The 21,249-nt window shown below is 28.8% G+C and carries 16 protein-coding genes, 1 pseudogene and 1 other annotated feature; all 17 genes and pseudogenes read right to left on the bottom strand.

Features of this window, described 5'->3' with window-relative positions:
- Window positions 1–70 precede the first annotated feature (70 nt).
- Window positions 71–364, bottom strand: a pseudogene (locus KGF36_RS17210) (fumarate hydratase C-terminal domain-containing protein); the annotation flags it as partial.
- A gap of 13 nt (window positions 365–377) precedes the next feature.
- Complete coding sequence (locus tag KGF36_RS17205) at window positions 378–1,217, bottom strand: fumarate hydratase (protein ID WP_227829822.1); 840 nt, start codon at window positions 1,215–1,217, stop codon at window positions 378–380.
- A 184-nt stretch (window positions 1,218–1,401) separates the two neighbouring features.
- Window positions 1,402–1,881: a Cys-tRNA(Pro) deacylase gene (ybaK, locus tag KGF36_RS17200; protein WP_227829823.1), complete on the bottom strand. Its 480-nt coding sequence runs from the start codon at window positions 1,879–1,881 to the stop codon at window positions 1,402–1,404.
- A 120-nt stretch (window positions 1,882–2,001) separates the two neighbouring features.
- Window positions 2,002–2,700 (bottom strand): ABC transporter ATP-binding protein, encoded by a 699-nt coding sequence (locus KGF36_RS17195; RefSeq protein WP_227829824.1) that lies wholly within the window; start codon window positions 2,698–2,700, stop codon window positions 2,002–2,004.
- Window positions 2,688–3,473, bottom strand: a complete 786-nt coding sequence (locus tag KGF36_RS17190; protein ID WP_227829825.1) for an ABC transporter permease subunit — start codon at window positions 3,471–3,473, stop codon at window positions 2,688–2,690. The genes KGF36_RS17195 and KGF36_RS17190 overlap by 13 nt, the downstream gene beginning before the upstream one ends.
- The gene (locus KGF36_RS17185; RefSeq protein WP_227829826.1) at window positions 3,445–4,440 is read right to left on the bottom strand and encodes an MqnA/MqnD/SBP family protein; all 996 of its coding nucleotides are present in this window, start codon (window positions 4,438–4,440) and stop codon (window positions 3,445–3,447) included. Before KGF36_RS17185 ends, KGF36_RS17190 begins: the two co-directional genes overlap by 29 nt.
- 115 nt (window positions 4,441–4,555) lie before the next feature.
- Window positions 4,556–6,490, bottom strand: a complete 1,935-nt coding sequence (locus KGF36_RS17180) for a YgiQ family radical SAM protein (protein WP_227829827.1) — start codon at window positions 6,488–6,490, stop codon at window positions 4,556–4,558.
- A 233-nt stretch (window positions 6,491–6,723) separates the two neighbouring features.
- Window positions 6,724–10,269 (bottom strand): diguanylate cyclase domain-containing protein, encoded by a 3,546-nt coding sequence (locus tag KGF36_RS17175; protein WP_227829828.1) that lies wholly within the window; start codon window positions 10,267–10,269, stop codon window positions 6,724–6,726.
- Between the two features lie 719 nt (window positions 10,270–10,988).
- A complete protein-coding gene (locus tag KGF36_RS17170) occupies window positions 10,989–12,239 on the bottom strand; it encodes a DUF1015 domain-containing protein (protein ID WP_227829829.1) in 1,251 nt (416 codons plus the stop codon).
- Window positions 12,240–12,270: 31 nt separating this feature from the next.
- Window positions 12,271–13,212: a D-2-hydroxyacid dehydrogenase gene (locus KGF36_RS17165; protein WP_227829830.1), complete on the bottom strand. Its 942-nt coding sequence runs from the start codon at window positions 13,210–13,212 to the stop codon at window positions 12,271–12,273.
- A 239-nt stretch (window positions 13,213–13,451) separates the two neighbouring features.
- A complete protein-coding gene (locus KGF36_RS17160) occupies window positions 13,452–14,528 on the bottom strand; it encodes a pyridoxal-phosphate-dependent aminotransferase family protein (RefSeq protein ID WP_227829831.1) in 1,077 nt (358 codons plus the stop codon).
- A gap of 354 nt (window positions 14,529–14,882) precedes the next feature.
- Window positions 14,883–15,398 (bottom strand): PaaI family thioesterase, encoded by a 516-nt coding sequence (locus tag KGF36_RS17155; RefSeq protein ID WP_227829832.1) that lies wholly within the window; start codon window positions 15,396–15,398, stop codon window positions 14,883–14,885.
- A gap of 308 nt (window positions 15,399–15,706) precedes the next feature.
- Entirely contained in the window at window positions 15,707–16,777 is a 1,071-nt protein-coding gene (leuB, locus tag KGF36_RS17150) for a 3-isopropylmalate dehydrogenase (RefSeq protein ID WP_227829833.1), read from the bottom strand.
- A 6-nt stretch (window positions 16,778–16,783) separates the two neighbouring features.
- Window positions 16,784–17,275 carry a 3-isopropylmalate dehydratase small subunit gene (gene leuD / locus KGF36_RS17145; RefSeq protein WP_227829834.1) on the bottom strand — a complete coding sequence of 164 codons (492 nt, stop codon included), beginning with the start codon at window positions 17,273–17,275 and terminating at the stop codon, window positions 16,784–16,786.
- Window positions 17,276–17,289: 14 nt separating this feature from the next.
- Complete coding sequence (leuC, locus tag KGF36_RS17140) at window positions 17,290–18,567, bottom strand: 3-isopropylmalate dehydratase large subunit (protein ID WP_227829835.1); 1,278 nt, start codon at window positions 18,565–18,567, stop codon at window positions 17,290–17,292.
- Window positions 18,524–20,266, bottom strand: coding sequence for a 2-isopropylmalate synthase (gene leuA, locus KGF36_RS17135; RefSeq protein ID WP_227829836.1), 1,743 nt, complete (start codon window positions 20,264–20,266; stop codon window positions 18,524–18,526). The genes leuC and leuA overlap by 44 nt, the downstream gene beginning before the upstream one ends.
- A gap of 129 nt (window positions 20,267–20,395) precedes the next feature.
- Window positions 20,396–20,640, bottom strand: a binding site (T-box leader).
- A 156-nt stretch (window positions 20,641–20,796) separates the two neighbouring features.
- Window positions 20,797–21,243 carry a hypothetical protein gene (locus KGF36_RS17130; RefSeq protein WP_227829837.1) on the bottom strand — a complete coding sequence of 149 codons (447 nt, stop codon included), beginning with the start codon at window positions 21,241–21,243 and terminating at the stop codon, window positions 20,797–20,799.
- Between the last annotated feature and the right edge of the window lie 6 nt (window positions 21,244–21,249).

The raw sequence follows: 21,249 nt of genomic DNA, 5'->3' as shown, positions 1-21,249 counted from the left end.
TTTCCCTATATGCTGACTATTTTAGCTACTAACTCATGACTAAAGTCACGAGTGTGCGTAGCTATTTTTTAATCAATCTAAGACCTCTCTCTAAAAGAGGTATAGTTAAATCATCCATTCTATAACTCGTCGTTGGACCTGCTGCTCCTATAACTTCTCCTGGTTTTGTTGGAGTAGGACCTACATAGTATATACCTTGACCATTTACATCGAATGGTAACTCTTCACCTTTATTTATACAATCTATCAATCTTTTATGAGCCGCATCTCTTGCTGTATAAAGTATACCGCTTAGACTAATTGTATCTCCACAATTTAATTTAGCTATATCAATCTCACTTACAGGTGTAGTTATCTTTATCATTTTATTTTTCCTCCTAAATTACTACCTTTTTATGTCTCGATGCATGGCAGTTTATATTTACAACAACAGGAAGACCTGCTATATGTGTAGGAAAAGTCTCTATATTTAAACCTAAAGCTGTTGTAGTTCCTCCTAACCCCTGAGGTCCTATACCCAATTTATTAATAGAGGCTAATAATTCACTTTCTAATTTTGCAATATTTTCATCTTCATTAAATTCACCTAGTTCTCTAAAAAGTGCTTTTTTAGCTATTTGAGCACATTTATCTACCGTTCCACCTATACCAACTCCAATTACCATAGGAGGACATGGATTAGGTCCAGCTTCTGAAACTGTATCAATAATAAATTTTTTAATTCCTTCTAATCCATCTGATGGCTTTAACATCTTCATTTTACTCATATTTTCGCTTCCAAATCCCTTAGCAGCAAACTCTATTTTAATTTTATCACCTTTTACCATTTCATAATGAATAATGGCAGGAGTATTATCCTTTGTATTTATTCTACTAATTGGACTTACAACAGATTTTCTCAAGTATCCTTCCTCGTATCCTTGTCTTACTCCCTCATTTATAGCGTCAGTAATTGTATCTCCTTCAACTAAAACCTCTTGTCCTATCTCAACAAAAAATACAGCCATACCAGTATCTTGGCATATTGGTATATTTTTTTTCTTTGCTATTTCAGCATTTTCAACTAATATATTTAATATGTTTTTTCCAACTTCACTTTTTTCAGTTTTAGCTTTCTCTTTTATACAGCTTAAGACATCATCTCCTAAGTATAAACTAGCTTCTATGCAAAGTTTTTTTACTTGTTCAACAATTTGTTCAGATTTTATCTTTCTCAAGCGAACATCCCTCCATTACTTTATAAAAAATATTCGTAATCATATTTACACTTTACCATCATTTTTAAAATTTCTCAATATTTTTATGTCAATTACATAATAGTAGTTAAATGTTTATTTTTAAGTCATTATTTATTTTATTAATTATATAATTTTTTTGTCATTAATTTTCTATCTACAATACCTATTTTTTTATTAAATCTGCAAACTCTACTTTTATAAGTTTCTGTAAGTCAAGTGGTGATAATTCTATTTGGTATCCTATTTTACCAGCACTTACTATAATTGTATCTAATTGTTTTGCACTTTCATTTAAAAAAGTCTTATAAAGCTTCTTCATCCCTACAGGAGAACAACCACCTCTAATATATCCTGTAAGCTTATTTATATCTTTTACATGAATCATATCCACACTTTTTTCTTTAGCTACTTTTGCAGCTTTTTTTAAGTCTAAACTTTCATGTACTGGTATTACATATACATAAATATTCTTACTAACTCCTTGAGTTACTAGAGTCTTATATACTTCATTTACATCTCTTCCTATATCATGTGCTACCTCAACACCATCTACATGTTCACTTTTGACTTCATAAGATAGTACCTTATAATCAATTTTGTTTGAATCTAAAATTCTCATAGCATTAGTTTTTACTTTAATCATACATTCACTTCCTTTTTATAAAATACGAACATTATCTATATTTTCGAATATTCTGTACTATTTTAATAGAGTATTATAGTTAAAATAATTATATTTTAAAACAACAATATTATTATAACTCTATATTAACTTCAAAACTTCATTTTTTTCCAATTCTCTAGAATTTTTTAGTTCTTTTTTTATTATCATAGGAGAATCTCCTAAAATAAATATATTATCTGCTAAAAATAATGCTTCTTCAATATCATGAGTTACAAATAACACAGTTCTTTTTTCTTTTTTAAGTATATTTTTAAAATTATCCATTATTATTTGTTTATTCTTTGCATCAATTGATTTAAAAGGTTCATCCATTATAATAGTCTTTGATGGATAAATAAAAGCTCTAGCAATGTTTACTCTTTGTCTAATGCCCCCACTAAGCATCTGAGGATAAAATTTTTTATATTTAATAATTCCAACCAAATCTAAATATTCATCACAAATTTTATCTAGTTGAGTTTTACTGTAATATTTATTTACAACTATCTTTATGTTTTCTTCTACAGTTAGCCAATCTATTAGCCTGTCTTCTTGAAATATGTAACTTACCTCTAACTTACTCCCAATTTTATTTGAACTTTCTTTAATATTTAAATTACGAGTATCATTTTCTATAATACCACTTATTATATTTAAGAGAGTAGTTTTCCCACATCCAGACTTCCCAAGTATACAGTTAACATTATCTATGTAAAAATCAATATTAAAATTTTTAAATATAATATGATTATCATATTTTTTATTTATATTCTCAATACTTAACCTTATCTTTTCCATAAAAAAGCTCTTCTTGACAAAAATTTTTGAGCTACTTGTAAAATGGCTGAAATTAAAACTATTATAATTATCCATGCAAATATCCCAGATGTATTAAAATTAATTTTTTCAGTTTGTATCATAGTCCCAATACCATATGTAGGTTGACTATATACCTCTCCTGCTATAGCAACTTTTAAGCTTAGTGAAAATGTCGATACTAATATAGATATAATTTGAAATTTTATAGCTAATAAATAAATTTTCAATACCTTATCTATAAACCTTATCTTATACACACTTGCCATTTCTAATAAATTCTTATCAATATTCAATATTGCTCCTAAAACACTATCGTATAAGATTGGAAAAACTATAGCAAACCCAACTATAAAAGGTGTACTATCTTTTTCAAACCAAATTAGTGCTAGTACTACTAATATCATCGTTGGTATTGAACGTGCTAGAGCATTAATTGGCTTTAATAAATTTCTAAAAATCCTGCTTAAATATGCTATTATTGACAATATGATAGCAAAAATCAAAGCAAATAAAAAACTAAAAAAACATCTACCTATTGAATAAAGTATGTCTATATAGAAATTAGAATTTAATACGATTTCTTTAATACTATCAAAGACTTGATTTATTGTTGGTAAGAATATATCATTGTTAATTTTTAAAGCAATAATTTGCCACAAAAATAAGAGGATAACACAAGAAAGTGTTACCTCTAATTTGTCTATAAATTGTTCTTTAATTTTCTTATTTTTCAACAAAGTATATTGCTTCATCTGGTACTTTGCCTCCTACCGTCTTATCATCAAAATTAGCTAATTTTTCATAGTAGTTTTTGTAATCATTAATCATATCTTTAACTGGAATGTACTTTAAATTAGCCCTTTCAAGAGCTTTTCCTATTATTTTAGGTTCAGTAGATATCTTTATATTCTCAGAATATTTACCTAATTCCTCAGGATTTTTATTTGCCCAATCTACACTATTTGATAATTGTCCTAAAAAAGAATCTACAAATTCTTTATTGTCTCTTAAAAAATCAGATTTTATAATTAATGTAGATTGAGGATATCCATCTTTTGAACCACTTACTTCTTTCCATGAATCATTTAAACTTTTTATAATTTTTATATCTGGATTCTTGGACATTAAAGTACTAAGTGCAGGTTCTGGAACAATCCCTGTTGTAATTTTTCCTGCAGCCAATAACGGTACTAGTTCACTTGCAGAATTTACATAATTAAAATTTATATCTGCTGGACTTATATCCTTTTGTGATAAAAGACTTCTTATCGTTATATCTGGAGTAAGACCTTTCCCTGTACATCCAACTTCTTTCCCAATTAAATCAGAATAATCCTTTATATCATCTGTTGATACTAAATAAAGCGACCCCATACCTACAGTACCAACTATATTATAACTTGAAGTTTTATTATACGCTATTGCAGCCATATTTGAAGGAACTATAGCTATATCTACATCTTTTTTCATTACTCTAGTAGAAATTGCTTCTGGTGTTTTCTCAATGCTATACATTGTTTCATATCCATCTTTAATTGCTGGATTTTCATTTGCTAATTTAGCTACTGCTACCGCTGGCAATCCATCTGGAACAGCCACCTTTACTTCTTTAACAACTGCTGGTTCTTCTTTTGGCTTTTCATTTTGTCCTTGTGAACACCCCACTAAAAAAATTACACTTAATGCTACTGATAATATTATATAAATATACTTTTTCATCTCGTCCTCCCAAAACTAACTTTTTATAAAATAATTATATTTATTTATATTAATTTCTGTTAATTTATCGAATAATCCTTCTTATTTAAATCTTTTTATTTACCTATGCTTTATTTTAATATTTTTTCTTTCTCTTACTTGGACTTTTTTGTTGTTTTTTATTGTTTCTATTATTTGCATTATGTTTTTTATTTTCAGTAGAAGTCTTAGACTTATTTTTATTAGAATTATTTCTATTAAAATAAGGCTTCTCATCCTTAGGTTTTATTAGACATCGATGTCCAAAACCTATCAAATCCTCTCTTCCAGCTTCAACTAATGCAGAATATACCAAATCATAGTTTCTAGGTGCTCTATACTGTAATAAAGCTCTTTGCATTGCTTTGTCACGTTTTGATTTTGGAACATAAACTGGCTTCATTGTAAGTGGGTCTATTCCTGTATAAAACATTGTAGTTGATAGTGTTCCAGGAGTTGGATAAAAATCTTGAACTTGCTCTGGTTGATAATGAGTATCTCTCAAATATTCAGCTAACTCTATAGCACTATTTAATGTAGACCCTGGATGACTAGACATTAAATATGGTATCAAATATTGTTTTTTACCTAATTCTTCATTTATAGCAAAAAATTTCTGTCTAAACTTATCATAAGTTTTTCCTGCTGGCTTTTGCATATATTCTAAAACTTCTTCTGATATGTGTTCTGGAGCCACCTTCAATTGACCACTTACATGATGTTCTATTAGCTCTCTAAGAAACTTATTATTTTTATCTGCCATTACATAATCATACCTAATACCAGAGCGTACAAACACTTTTTTTATGTTAGGTAATTTTCTTACAGCTCTAAGTAAATGTAGATACTCACTATGGTCTGCATCTAAGTTTTTACATGGTGATGGAGATAAACATTGTCTATTTTTACATGCACCCTTAGTAATTTGTTTGTTACATGCTGGTCTTCTAAAATTAGCTGTTGGCCCTCCAACATCATGTATATATCCTTTAAAATCATTTAATTTTGTTATTCCTACTGCTTCATCAATAATTGATTTCTCACTTCTACTTTGAACAGCTCTTCCTTGATGAAATGTTATTGCACAAAATGAACAACTACCAAAACACCCTCTTGAACTTACTATGCTAAATTTTACTTCTTCTATAGCTGGTATACCACCAGATTTCTCATATACAGGATGATATGTTTTTTGATATGGTAATCCATAAACTTCATCCAATTCTTCTCTATTTAGAGGCTTCTCTGGCTTATTTTGAACTAAATACTTACTTCCATGAGGTTGAACAATTATATTTCCTCTAAATGGGTCTTGTTCATCATATTGAATTTTAAAAGCCTCTACATATTTCATTTTATCTTCACATATTTCTTTATATGAGGGAATCAATATATAGTTATCATATATTTCTTCTAATGTATCTGAAACATAACATGTCCCATCAATATGTCTAATATACTTTGGGTCATATCCATCATTAAGTGCATTAGCTACATCCACAATCTGCTTTTCACTCATTCCATAAACTAATAAGTCTGCTCCACTATCTATCAACATTGACTTTCTAACCTTATCACTCCAATAATCATAATGGGCAAATCTTCTTAGACTAGCTTCAATTCCTCCTATTACTATTGCAACATCGCTATATGCTTCTCTTATTTTATTACAATAGACTATTGTGGCTCTATCTGGTCTATAACCCATTTTTCCACCAGGAGAATACATATCCTTATCTCTATGCTTTTTACTCACTGAATAGTGATTCACCATTGAATCCATATTCCCTGCATTAACCAAAAATCCAAGTCTAGGCTTTCCTAATTTCATAAAATCATCTGTCGTCTTCCAATTTGGTTGTGCTATTATACCTACCTTATATCCAGCATTTTCTAAAACTCTAGATATTATTGCTGTACCAAAACTATGATGGTCTACATATGCATCACCTGTAACCAACACAAAGTCTAGCTCTTCCCATCCTCTATCTATCATATCTTGTTTACTTATTGGTAAAAACCTATTTTCCATATCATCACCTGCTCAATATATATTTAACAAATACTTTCTTAAAATTAAAAGTATCTTTTAATTTTGTTCTTAACGCTTAATTATAACACAAAAAATACTTAAAACCACAACTTAAATAATTTATATGAACGTTTTAGGTTCAATAAATCAAAATTGTGATTTTAAGTAAATCTATAATACAGTAATTTAAACGTTTTATTCAATTAGTTAGGAAATCTTTACAAGAAGCTCATTTAAATATTTGCTTCAAACTCAACACTATTTACTTCACTACCAAATATTAAGCATGCATCTTTACCATCAAACCATTTTAAAGCAGTTGTCGTTATGTTTACATTTACACCAAACTTTCTGTTACGCATAAATGATTTATAAGTATCAGTTCCATCTTTTAAACAGCTCATAGGGCATTTCCTACATTGTTTATTCTGATTGTTCCATAGTGCTTTATAACATAAATCACCTACATGTGTATCTGGGGCTGACTCAAGCATCTTTTTATTGATAAATAACAGTTCATATGTGTTTCTGTCAACAACATAAGCCCATATGTCCATGTTATCCATTACAGACTTTTGAACTTCTAAAGAGTCCTCTAGTTTACTTTGGATACGCATTTTTAATAAAAACATACTGAGCATCTTAGAAATAAATGTCAATGTATCCACTTCATCACTAGTCCACATACGATTATAGGAACATTCATCAAATCCTACAAAACCTCTAAATTCATTACCTTCTAAAATTTTACATTGTAATATTGAACATATCCCTTGTGCTTTAAGCAAATTTTTTAAATCGCTATTGAGATTATCAACATCATTACAATAAAACAATCCATCTGCATTGAAATTTAAAAGATAATTACCTAAATGACCATAGTAAATATTCTTAAGATTCTCAATTTCTGCTGTTATTCCTTCATTACACCATTCAAATGTATTTTTACAGTAGAGGTTATCATCCGAGTTTTCAAATATATAGACACGACTCACATTAAAATGTTTACCCACAATATCAAGAATCAAATTTACAGCCATTTCTATATTATTTGATTCATACAGTATATCAAATATATAATTTGTAATATGCTCCTTAAAAGACCTTTCTATATTGGTATTTTCATCTGTATTTCTTGTATTTGCTATGTATTGTACTTTATCAATTTTTTTATCATACAAGGCATAACGATTCTTTCCTTTACCCTTAGCTGAATAAAGAGCTATGTCTGCATTTCTAAACAACTGCATGTACTCTGTGCCATCTTTTGGAAATCTAGCAATTCCTACACTCAAAGATATTTTATAATTATATCCTTTACCTACAAAAGACCTCTCAAACGTTTTGACCAATTCCTCTGCTTTGTTCATAATGTCTCCTGTTTCAGAAATATCTTTCATAAAAACAATGAACTCATCTCCACCAATTCTTCCTACTATATCAGATGCTCTAAATAAATTTATTAAATCATTTGCAATTTCACTTAATACAGCATCACCATATAAATGACCTAAATTATCATTTATACCTTTAAAGTCATCAATATCAATAATCATTAAAGTCCCTTGTCTGTTTTTATCCAATGTTATATATTCTTCTATAAGTGCTTGTGATGCTTTTTTATTATATAAGCCTGTTAGTGGGTCTTTTTCCGCTCTCTCTTTTAATTTTTCAGCTTCTCGCTTTGATTCATCAATATCAGTTAAACTACCTACAACTTTATAAGGTATTCCATTATCATCAAACAGTGTCGTTGCTTTTATACTAAACCATGCATAAGTAGTATCTCTAACTCTAAGTCTAATCTCACACTCCTCATATTCACTGCCTGATGAAGTAAGCTTGGTTAATGAAATAAACTTATCTATATCATCAGGATATATGTCAACTGATTTGATTATATTTTTAGTTGCATTTTTAGTTATAGGGTCATAGCCAAATTTATTATACCAATTAGGAGAAATACTCATTTGGTCTTTTTCTATATTCCATTCAACTATAATATTTTGTGTCTGCTTTATAATAATCTCATGACGTTCTTCACTCTTTTTAAGCTCTTGTTCTAATAATTTAGCAGAAGTAATATCGACAATTACACTACATAGTACTGAGTTTCCACTTTCATCAACTATTTTTCTTCCTTTTAATAAAATCCATATAATGCTACCATCTCGTTTTTCAACTCTTCGTTCACATGCAAATGTATCATTTACTTTAAGTTGCTTATTTATATCATCAATCATTCCAGCTCTATCATCTTTGAAAATCAGCTTGATTAATTTATTATCTAGTTCATCTTCTAACTGTTTACGTGTGTATCCAATCATATTTAAATAACCTTCATTTAAATATATACTATCAAAATCATCATTTATCTCAGTTATCACTATTCCACCAACAATGCTATCATTGATAGTCTCTATTTCAAACATTTTTGAGTCTAATTCTTCTTGTATTTTCTTGAGTTCTGTTATATCAGTTAAAACTCCCTGTATATATTCATTCCCTTTACTATCTTTTATAGATTTGCTTCTATCTAAAACCCAAATTATACTTCCATCTTTTTTTACAATTCTATATTCAACTTCAATTTTATCCTGTCTTTTTAATTGATTCAAAACAATACTATTAACCTTGTCTACATCTTCTTTATAAATCATATTTTTAAATTTATTTTTAAAAACTATATCTAAATCCTCTTCAGAATAACCTGTAAGTTCCAAAAACCCCTGACTTACATAGGTCATAGTCATATATTTATCTTTCAAGCAGTTTTTAACACCACCTAATATATTATCAGTAAGTGCCTTGAATTTTTCTTTTTCATTTATAATAGTCTTAGTATTGTTATTTATAATATAAGCTATATATACCACAAAAATTAATATAACTAATAATATTTCTAGCGCAAATATATATACATCAAATGAAATATTATCTGACTGAATAGATACTACTTCATTTGGTACAACAGAAAAAATATACCAATCATTAATTCCAAGTGGTTGATAATTTAACATAAATTTCTTATTATCTAAATTATAGTTAGAATATCCAGATTTATTATTTTTCATATTTTCTTTTATAACTTTTAAACAATTTACTTCATCACAATTATCATTATTAAAAAGTTTAAATATACATGATAATATTTTACTATTTTCATTTGAATTTTGAGCAATTACATCTCCATTTTTTTTGGCAATATAAACGTGTGCTTTTTTATCAAATGCATATAACCCCAACAATTCATTTAATTTTGTTGAATCATAAGCTCCACTTAAAACACCTGCTACTTTTCCATCTTTATAAATAGGGGTAGCTAAAACTATTATTTCTTTTTTATCAATAATAGATTTTAAAGATTCTGATATATTTCTTTCACCATTTTTAGCTTTTTTAAAATAATCTCTATCTTTTACATTACTAATGATTCCATCATTAGAATAACTTTTTCCATCTAGTGCAGAAATAGACATTCTAATTAAAGAACTTCGCTTTACTCCAGACTCCATTAAATTAATCATCATCTCATTATTTATATTATCTAAATTTCCCATAAAACTAGCAATAGATTCAAGCATGTCAAATTGACCACTAAGTTTTGTCTTAAGATTAATTATATTATGCTCTGTAAATTCTGACAAATATGTATGTGTAGTCTCTTTCAATGTATTATCCAATTTAAACTTAAACTTAAAAATAGCCCCACAGGTTAAAATAATTATAATAATAAACAAGACACTAATACCTAAAAGTTTTGGCTTTAGTCTGTTCACCCATACTCACATCCTCATTATATATAATATATTATATGTTTATATTATTTAATTCTTCAATAGGAAGTGATTTAAAGAAAAAATAAACCTCTCAACCATAAATCAAATTATTGTTAGGCTATTTTGTAAACCCTTGCACTTATTTATATTATCTCTTCCTATTTTAATACATATTTTATTTCTTCCTATATTAGAATCAAACAACATATATTTAAATTTATCTATAAAATTTTTATTTTACATTCCTTATAATTATATATTAATTAATATATAAAAATTATTCTCTTTTATAATACTTATATTAATAAATTCCTTATAATTCTTTTCATGCTTATAAACACCTCAAACAATTTAACTAAGTATAAGTTTCATACTCATACTTGAAACTTAGTTTCCGAATAATAATTCTAGCCTGTCACTTTAATATCCTTTTATTTTTCCACTTTTGCTCATATAACAATATAGTCTATAATAATAAAAAATAGCTTTCAAGGTTTGTCATAAATACTATCTATACAAATTTCCATTCTAAATTATAACACACAATATTGCTGTATTCCTGTCAAATGTAAATTTTTTCCATATAGAAATCTAAAAAAAAGATAACTTTTTTAGAAAAATTATCTCTTATAATTTACAATTAATATACTATTATTTTTAATAAAAAATTAAAGGCCAAAAAGTAGTAAAGTTTACTTTTTAGCCTTTAACTTTATTAATTATTCATTTATTTCGTGTAAGAATAGTCCACATCTTACCTTAGGTTCAAACCATGTTGACTTAGCTGGCATTATCTTGCCTGCATCTGCTACGCTTATTAAATCCTCAATACTAGTAGGATACATTGCAAACGCTACCTTCATATCTTCATTAACTCTTCTTTCTAATTCCTCAATACCTCTAATTCCACCAATAAAATCGATTCTCTTATCTACTCTAGGGTTTTCAATTCCTAAAATAGCATCAATCACATAATTTTGTAGTATAGAAATATCTAATGAGTCAACTGGGTCTTCTATGTCTAACAAATTCTTATTTGCCTTCATTTTGTACCATTTATCACCTAGATACATCCCGAAAGTTCCTTTTTTGTCAGGTTTATATTTTTCTTTACCTTCCATTTGTTCTATATCAAAATTTTCTTTTATTTTATTTATAAATTCTTCTTCATTTAAACCATTTAAGTCTTTAATAACTCTATTATAATCTAAAACCATTAGATTTTCATCTGGTGCAATCATTGCTATAAAATAATTAAATTCTTCTCTTCCAGTATAGTTTGGATTTTTAGCTCTCATTTCTTTAGCTACATTTTCTGCTGAAGCTGTTCTATGATGACCATCTGCAATATATAAATAATCTAATTTTCCAAATTCATTTACTAAATTGCATATTATATCATCACTATCAATCTTCCACACTGTATGCTCTATCTTGTCATCTGTTACAAAATCATATAAAGGTTCATGATTATCCATAAAATCATTTATCATATCATCTATTAATCTTTGATGTTTGTAAGTTACAAGTATAGTTCCCGTATTAGCATCACAGTATTTTATATGATTAGTTCTATCAACTTCCTTTTCTGGTCTAGTGTACTCATGTTTTTTTATTGTTCCATCTAAACTTTCATCAACTGATATACATGCAACTATACCAACTTGAGCTCTGCCATCCATAACTTGTTTGTATATATATATACAATCTTTTTCATCTTTTACTAGAATTTCTTGTTTTCGAAATTCATCCAAATTTTCTCGTGCTTTTAAATAAACTTTTTCATCATATAAATTTATATTTTCATCTAAATCAATTTCTGATTTATCTATATGCAAAAATGAATATGGATTCCCTTTTGCAATTTCTCTAGCTTCTTCACTATTCATAACATCATAAGGAAGTGCTGCTACTTTATCTACTATATATTTATTTGGTCTAATCGCCTTAAATGGTTTAATCGTTGCCATTACTAAATTCCTCCTAATTGTATAAAATATTTTATAATGCTACCCCTATTAGATTGTTGAAGTCAAGAAAGTAGTCTTGAATCACATTTACAATTTCTTCTCCAATTCTTTCTTGAGCTTCTACTGTAGATGCACCAATATGAGGTGTAGGAGAAACTCTTGGGTGATTTACTAAATCTAGATTTAATGTAGGTTCTTGCTCATAAACATCTATAGCTGCTGCTGATAATTTCCCCTCATCTAATGCTTTTAGTAAATCTTTTTCGTCAACCAAACCTCCTCTTGCACAGTTTATTAAATAAGCTCCATCTTTCATCTTATTTATTTCTTTTTCAGTTATTACTGCCCCCTTATTCTTATCAAAAGGTATGTGTAAAGATAAGAAATCTGCTTTTTGTAAAACTTCTTCCATATCACAGAATCTATATTTGTTAAAGCCTTGCGCTTCACCCATTATATCAGTATATATAACATTCATACCTAATAGTTCTGCCCTCTTTGCAACTTCTTTTGCAATTCTTCCAAAACCTACAAGTCCTAATGTTTTTCCATTAATTTCTGTACCTTTGTATTTTTTCTTCTCCCATTTTCCATCTCTCATAGTTACATTTGCAGTATTTATGAATCTTGCAAGTACAAATAATTGACCTATTGTAAGTTCTGCAACAGATATACTACTTGCATTTGGAGTATTCATAACTTTTATGCCATTAGCTTCTGCATATTTAACATCTATATTGTCTAATCCTACTCCACCTCTTACTATCAATTTTAACTTTTTACCTTCTAATGCTTTGTCTATTACATCCTTAGTAACCTTAGTGGCTGAACGTACTACAAGTACATCAACATCTTTAAGTTTATCTCCTAAAACATCCTTTTCATAAAACTCCTCTATCACATTAAAATCTAACTCTCTCAATTTTCTCGCTGCATCTTTCTCTATTCCATCAGTAATTAATATATTATACATAACAAACGCCTCCAATTATATTCACTTAATTTTTCCAATTTTTATTTTTTAAAGTATTTTCATCACTAAAAAACTTTATTTAATTACACTTTCTATTTATATAATTTTCAAAATATTTTTTATTAAAGTCATATCAAATTTTATTAATATTTGTTAAAAATTTAATATGTAATTTTCATAAAACACATTTTATTTTATATATTTTAAATTTAACTTAAAATACACATAATTTTGTAATATTACTTATTAAAACCTAATATATCATCAATATTATTTAATAATTCTTGTACATCTTCGACAGTATAGTCACCCATATGTGAAATTCTAAAAGTTTTTTCTTTTAAATTGCCATAACCATTTGCTATTTGGAATCCTCGTTCTTGTAATTTTGAATTTAAATTTGATACACTAATACCTTGAGTATTTTCTATAACAGTAAGTGTATTGGATAAGTGATTTTCATTGGTAAAAATTTGGAAGTGTTTTTTAGCCCAGATTCTAACTAAGTTTGCCATGTCTTCATGTCGTTTGAATCTGTTATCTAGGCCTTCATCTAATATATTATCTAATTGGAAATCTAAAGCGAACATGTGAGAAAGAGATGGTGTTGAAGGGTATTGGTAGTTTTTCTTGATTAAGTATTCATACATTTCTAACAAATCAAAATAAACTCCTCTAAAAGGTACTTGCTTAGCTCTATCGATTGCTTTTTGAGAAAATGTGCAAATAGACATTCCTGGTGGTAATCCCAGTGCTTTTTGTAATGATGTTATACAAATATCTATTCCAATCTTATCAACCTCGACTTTTATTCCACCGGCTGAACTTACAGTGTCTACACAGTAGACCACATCTTTATATTTTTTAACAACTTCTCCAATTTCTTCTATTGGATTTCTTATTCCAGTTGAAGTTTCATTGTGAGTTACGGTTATTAAATCATATTCTCCAGTAGAAAGCACCTTATCAACCATTTCTGGTGTTGTTGCCTCTCCTAATTCAACTTTAAATATATCCGCTGGGACATTATTAGCCACTGCCATTTTGTACCATCTATCACCAAAGGATCCACAGGAAAATACTGCTGCCTTTTTGGATGTACAGGAACGAATGGAGCCTTCCATTAAACCAGTTCCGGACGACGTGGATAAAAGTATCGTGTTGTTGGTATAGAATAATTTTTGCATTTTTTCACTTATACTTTTTTGAAGTATAGATGCATCTTTCCCTCTATGCCCTATCATTGGTGTAGCCATCTTTTCCAAGACTTCTGCTCTAACATCAATAGGACCAGGAATAAATAATTTCTTACTCATTATAATTCCCTCCTTTTTTAGTTTGTAATATGGATAGTGTGTTTACTGTCCTTATTTTTAATATCTATAATATCAAGCTAAATTAAGTATGTCAACATAAAAATTATTTTTTATATATAATTTATTTTCTATATTTTGTGAAACCATCCATTTTGCACCTTATCATTAGTTCGAATTTTCTGAATTTATGTACTAAAAAAAATACACTTTTTAAATATATAAATTATTTTTTTTAGCATATAAATTTAACGCTATTATAAGATTTTTTTTAAGTATAGCTAAGTTATTTTTATCTTATATTTTTTAATTTTATATTTTTTGATATATCATTTGACATAGTAAATATGTAATTACTTAAAGTTCAATATATTCAACTTTTTCTTCTGATTCAGCAAAAAACCATTCTTCATCAGAAAAATCACCTTCTGCTATTTGACCAATAGGCATCTTCATATATTTTCCAGTTGCTGTTACTGCTATCTCTCCATTTGGCAAAATTATTTCCCCTGTACCTTCAAATAATTTTCTATTTTCTTTAGTTATCCTTCCAACTACTCTTATAGTAGCATCTGTTGGTACTGGTTTTTTATATTTCAATTCTAAAGATACTGTCACACCCCATATTTGGTCATCATTTATACTTACAGCTCTTCCAATAGTCTCATCTAATATTGCAGCAGACATACCTCCATGAACTCTCCCTGGATAACTCTGATGCCAATCTTTTGTATTACAAATTGATACAAGTTCTCCATTTTCAAGTTCATAAAAATCTGCTTTTAATCCTAATTCATTTTGTGTTCCACAAACTAAACAAGATTTACTACTATTTTGCTTTTTTAAAACCTTATACTTTCCCAAAAACTCCATCTCCTAACTAATATTGATAGCCACTTAATATTCATAATACTAAAATATATTATATAATATTAATTAAATCCCTGCAAATTTCTAATAAGCAAAAATAGGCTATTTCAGCATTAAAATCTTAATCCAAAGTATTATTTTCTAAAAAAAGCACAATATGATTTTATGTAATTAAAATTACCTAAAATCACATCATGCTTTAAAAATAAAATATATCTTATACCCTAAATATAAAACTATGCCACAATAAATTTTTTACTAATTCCCCCAATTATATGACCCAATTGTATTATATAAATTAAACTATAATTCTAAATTTCATTTACTATTAATTCTCCCATTTTCTTTGTCCCAACAACAGTTCCTATACTATTATATATATCACTAGTTCTGTATCCTTTTCTAAGTACATTTTGTACTGCATCTTCAATGCATTTAGCTTCATCTTCTAGATTAAAGCTATGTCTTAACATCATTGCCACAGATAAAATAGTTGCAATTGGATTTACAATATCTTTTCCAGCTATATCAGGAGCACTCCCATGTATTGGCTCATACATTCCAAAGCTATCTTCTCGAAGTGATGCAGATGGTAACATACCTATAGAACCTGTAACCATGGATGCTTCGTCAGATATTATATCTCCAAATATGTTATTAGTCACTATTACATCAAATTGGCTAGGGTCTCTTACAACTTGCATAGCAGCGTTATCAACATACATATGTGATAGCTCTACATCATCAAATTCTTTAGCTAAGCTCTCCATAATACCTCTCCAAAGTCTTGAACTTTCAAGCACATTTGCTTTATCTATACTGACAAGTTTATACTTTCTATTTCTAGCGATTTCAAAAGCCCTTCTTCCAATTCTTCTTATTTCATTTTCATTGTATACCTCTACATCATAAGCCTCTTCAACACCATCAATAATCTTTCTTCCACGTTTTCCAAAATAAATGCCCCCTGTTAACTCCCTCACAACAACAAAATCAATGCCTTTTTCTACTATATCTGCTCTAAGTGGTGAAGATTCCTTTATACTTTCATATATAGTTGCTGGTCTCAAATTTGCAAATAAACCTAAGGATTCTCTCAATTTTAAAAGACCTGCTTCTGGTCTTGTATCTCCCTTACATTTATCCCACTTTGGACCTCCAACAGCTCCAAGTAATACCGCATCGTTTTTTCGACATATTTCAACAGTTTTATCAGGTAGAGGTTCTCCAGTTTCATCAATTGCACATCCTCCAGCCAATACATATTCACAATCAAATTTATGATTAAATTTATAACAGATTTTATTTAAGACCTTTATACCTTCTTCTATAATTTCTGGCCCAACACCATCACCTTTTATGACTGCTATTTTACAATTCATACACCATTACCCCCTGTTTACCTTTATTGAGTTAATTAGACCTTCATTTGTTATGATATTTTGCATAAACTCAGGAAATGGTTCTGCCTTATATTCTGCTCCTTTTGTTATGTTTTTTATTACACCTGTTGAAAAATCCACTTCTATAGTATCGCCTTCTTCTATACTATTAGCAGCTTCCTCACATTCAAGTATTGGAAGCCCTATATTTATAGAATTTCTAAAAAATATTCTAGCAAAAGTTGATGCAATTACACATGATACTCCACTTTCTTTTATTACGATTGGAGCATGTTCTCTTGATGAACCACACCCAAAATTTTTAGTTGCAACTATAATGTCTCCAACCTTTACTTTAGATACAAATTTATCATCAATATCCTCCATACAGTGCGTTGCTAATTCCTTATAATCAGCTATATTTAAATATCTAGCTGGTATTATTACATCTGTATCTATATTATCACCAAATTTAAAAACCCTTCCATTAGCAATCATAAACTTTACCTCCCTTAAATTATTTCTGATGGTTTTGATATTTTTCCAGTTATAGCTGATGCTGCTGCTACAGCTGGACTAGCAAGATACACTTCTGAATCAACATGACCCATTCTTCCTACAAAGTTCCTATTTGTTGTTGAAACTGACCTTTCTCCTGCTGCAAGTATACCCATATGACCTCCAAGACATGGTCCACATGTTGGTGTAGAAACAGCTGCTCCTGCTTCTATAAAGGTAGTAATATAGCCTTTTTCTATTGCTTCAAGATATACCTTTTGAGTTCCAGGAAATATCATTACTCTAACTCCATCTGCAACTTTTTTACCTTTCATGATTTCAGCTGCAATTTCAAGGTCTGATATTCTTCCATTTGTACAAGAGCCTATTACAACTTGGTCTATCTTTATATCTTTCTCAATCTCATCTACTGTTTTAGTATTTTCAGGAAGATGTGGAAAAGCTACTGTTTCTTTTAATTCAGCTAAGTCAATTTCATATATTTCATCATAAATTGCATCTTCATCTGCTTCGTATACATTTACAACTTTTTCTGTTGTTGTACACTTATGTGAATTTATATATTCTATAGTTTTATCATCTACTGGAAAAATTCCATTTTTAGCTCCTGCTTCTATTGCCATATTACAAATAGTAAATCTATCATCCATAGATAGATTACTTACTCCATCTCCACAAAATTCCATAGATTTGTAAAGTGCTCCATCAACACCTATCTTCCCTATTATATGAAGTATCACATCTTTTCCAGTTATCCATTTATTTGGCTTATTCTTTAGGACAAATTTTATTGCACTAGGTACCTTAAACCAACATTTTCCTGTAGCCATCCCAGCTCCCATGTCAGTTGAACCTACGCCAGTGGAAAAAGCGCCTAATGCTCCATATGTGCAAGTATGAGAATCGGCACCTATGATTACATCTCCTGCTGTTACTATACCTTTTTCAGGAAGAAGAACATGTTCTATTCCCATATCTCCTACATCAAAGAAATTGACCACTCCTTTGGATTTTGCAAAACTTCTTGTAAACTTACACTGCTCTGCACTCTTTATATCTTTATTAGGTGTAAAATGGTCCAAAACTATTGCCACTTTAGACTTATCATAAACCTCTTCAATTCCTAACTTTTCAAACTCTCTAATAGCTACTGGTGATGTTATATCATTTCCTAAAACTATATCTAGGTTTGCTTCAATCAATTGTCCTTTCTTAACCTCATTTAAATTAGCATGTTTCGCTAAGATTTTCTGCGTCATAGTCATCCCCATTTTCTGCTTCCTCCTCAATATAACTTTTATTTATTGCATTCATAAGAGCATTAATAGCTGCTGTGTTTATATTTTCTGATATGCTTACCCCAAAATAAACTTTATCATTATGTTCTATTCCAACATAGGCTACACCTCTTGAATGTGAACCTTCCTCTAATGCATGTTCCCAATAATATCTAAATTTATAATCTTTCATGCCACATTGTTTTAATGCGTTGTTAAATGAATCTACAGGACCATTTCCTATTCCAACAATTCTTTGTTCATTACCCATATAGGTTACTCTTGCAGTCATCTCAATCATATTAGTATCATCAGAATCATCATTCTCATAATTTATTTCATCCATCGATTTTATCTTATACTTCTTAACTTTATAAGGACTCTCAACATCAATATATTCCTTCTTAAATAAGTTAAATATTGATTCACTACTAAGTTCCTCTCCTATTCTATCAGATTCCATTTTAACTACATTTCCAAAATGAGAATGCATATTTTTAGGTATCATGAAACCATAATCTGTTTCCATTATATAAACAGCTCCGCCTTTTCCTGATTGACTGTTTATTCTAATAATTTCTTTGTATTCTCTACCTATATCATGAGGGTCTATTGGTAGATATGGAACTTCCCAACAACCATCATTTCTAGTGTTAATTGCTATCATACCTTTTCTAATAGCATCTTGATGAGAACCTGAAAAAGCACAATGTACAAGATTTCCTGCATATGGATGTCTGTCATGTACTGTAAGTTTTGTACAATCTTCATATATTTCTATCATTTTATCGATATTACTAAAGTCTAACTCTGGATTTATTCCCTGTGTATAAAGATTAAGACCCACATTTACTATATCCATATTTCCAGTTCTTTCACCATTTCCAAATAATGTACCTTCAAGTCTATCTGCTCCAGCTAATAACCCAAGCTCACTTGCCGCTGTACAAGTCCCCCTATCATTGTGAGTGTGTAAGCTCATTATAATAGAATCTCTACAGCTTATATTTTCACAAAACCATTCTATTTGGTCTGCATATACATTTGGTGTTGCCATTTCTACTGTTGATGGAAGATTTATTATAACTTTCTTTTGTGGTGTTGGTTTCCACACATCTATAACTGCCTCACATATTTCAAGTGCATAGTCCATTTCTGTACCTGTGAAACTTTCAGGTGAATATTCAAAAATAAAATCTGTTTCAGGATATTTTTTTGCTTCTTCATTGAATAATTTTGCTCCCCCAACTGCTATATCTATGATTTCTTGTTTACTCATATTAAAAACCACTTCTCTTTGAAGAACAGATGTAGAGTTATATAAATGTATTATTGCTTTCTTACATCCTTTTACTGATTCAAATGTTTTTTCTATAAGATGAGCTCTGGATTGTGTAAGTACTTGTATAGTTACATCATCTGGAATCATATTTTCATCTATTAACTTTCTTAAAAATGTATACTCTGTATTTGATGCTGATGGAAAACCTACTTCTATTTCTTTAAATCCTGTATCCAAAATCATTTTGAACATTCTGACTTTTTCTTCTACATTCATAGGTGTTGGTAGTGATTGATTTCCATCTCTTAAATCGACACTACACCAAACTGGAGCTTTTGTTATTTCATTATCTGGCCATTTACGATTTGTCATTTTCATTCTATTATATTTTTTATACTTTCCATATTTCATGTTATTCCCCCTCTTCTTTGTTTTTTGTATTCAGTATACCTTGTATCGACGCAATTCTTCCCCTTTTTAATTCATAAGTACAAATGTTAAATTTATCATTAGAATAAAAATAACCTCATCTCTAGTAAAACTAGAGACGAGGTTTTGCTCGCGGTACCACTCTATTTAGCTTTTTAAAAAGCTCCCTTAGTAATAGTTACTACTAATTATTATAATAACTATTTTTCCTGTAACGTGGAAATACGGTTAACCTAAATTTTAAAACTTAGGAAACAGCTCCTAGACAAGTTCAGAATTATCAACTGCTAAATCACACCATACTTTAGCTCTCTGGAAGTTTCATGATTCTTACTACTTCTATTCATCGCTTTTTAAATCATTTAAATTTTCTAAATATTTTGATTTAATAGTTATTATATACACATTAAAATGTATTGTCAACACAAAAAAATAATTATCTGTATTTTTTTATTATTTATTTTTGTCAAGCAATCTTCTAAATCATGCTAACGATTAAAAATAGTATGGTATTACTCCTTAAATTTTTTTATCTTTTCATCTATTATACTCAATAATTTTTTTTCATCTTCCAAACTCAACGCATTTAATCTAACTTTGTAATTAAAATTATCAGCATATACATTTAATATATTTTTTGTCACTTCTATTTTTTCTATTACTTTATAATTAAATTTTTGATTTTTTCTAGCTTTTATACTGAAGATACATTGATTATTTATTGATATTGAATGATTATCAAGAGTAAGATATACTTTTCCCTTATATCTATTTGAAAAATCACGACCTTGTTTAAAAAGAAAAACTGCTGTTATTATACATAAAAGATACAAAAATGTTGTTGAATATATAAAAATTGTGGCCAAGATTATAAGGGCTAAAACCATATTTATAACCATTCCCTTTTTGAAATAACCATTGTCATAATAATTCATATAGATAAACTTATTTTTACTCAAATTTTC

This window comes from Clostridioides sp. ZZV14-6009 (assembly GCF_020658095.1).
Classification (GTDB): Bacteria; Bacillota; Clostridia; order Peptostreptococcales; family Peptostreptococcaceae; genus Clostridioides.
Note: the sequence above shows the minus strand (reverse complement) of the source record. Positions and strands in the feature narration are given on the sequence as shown.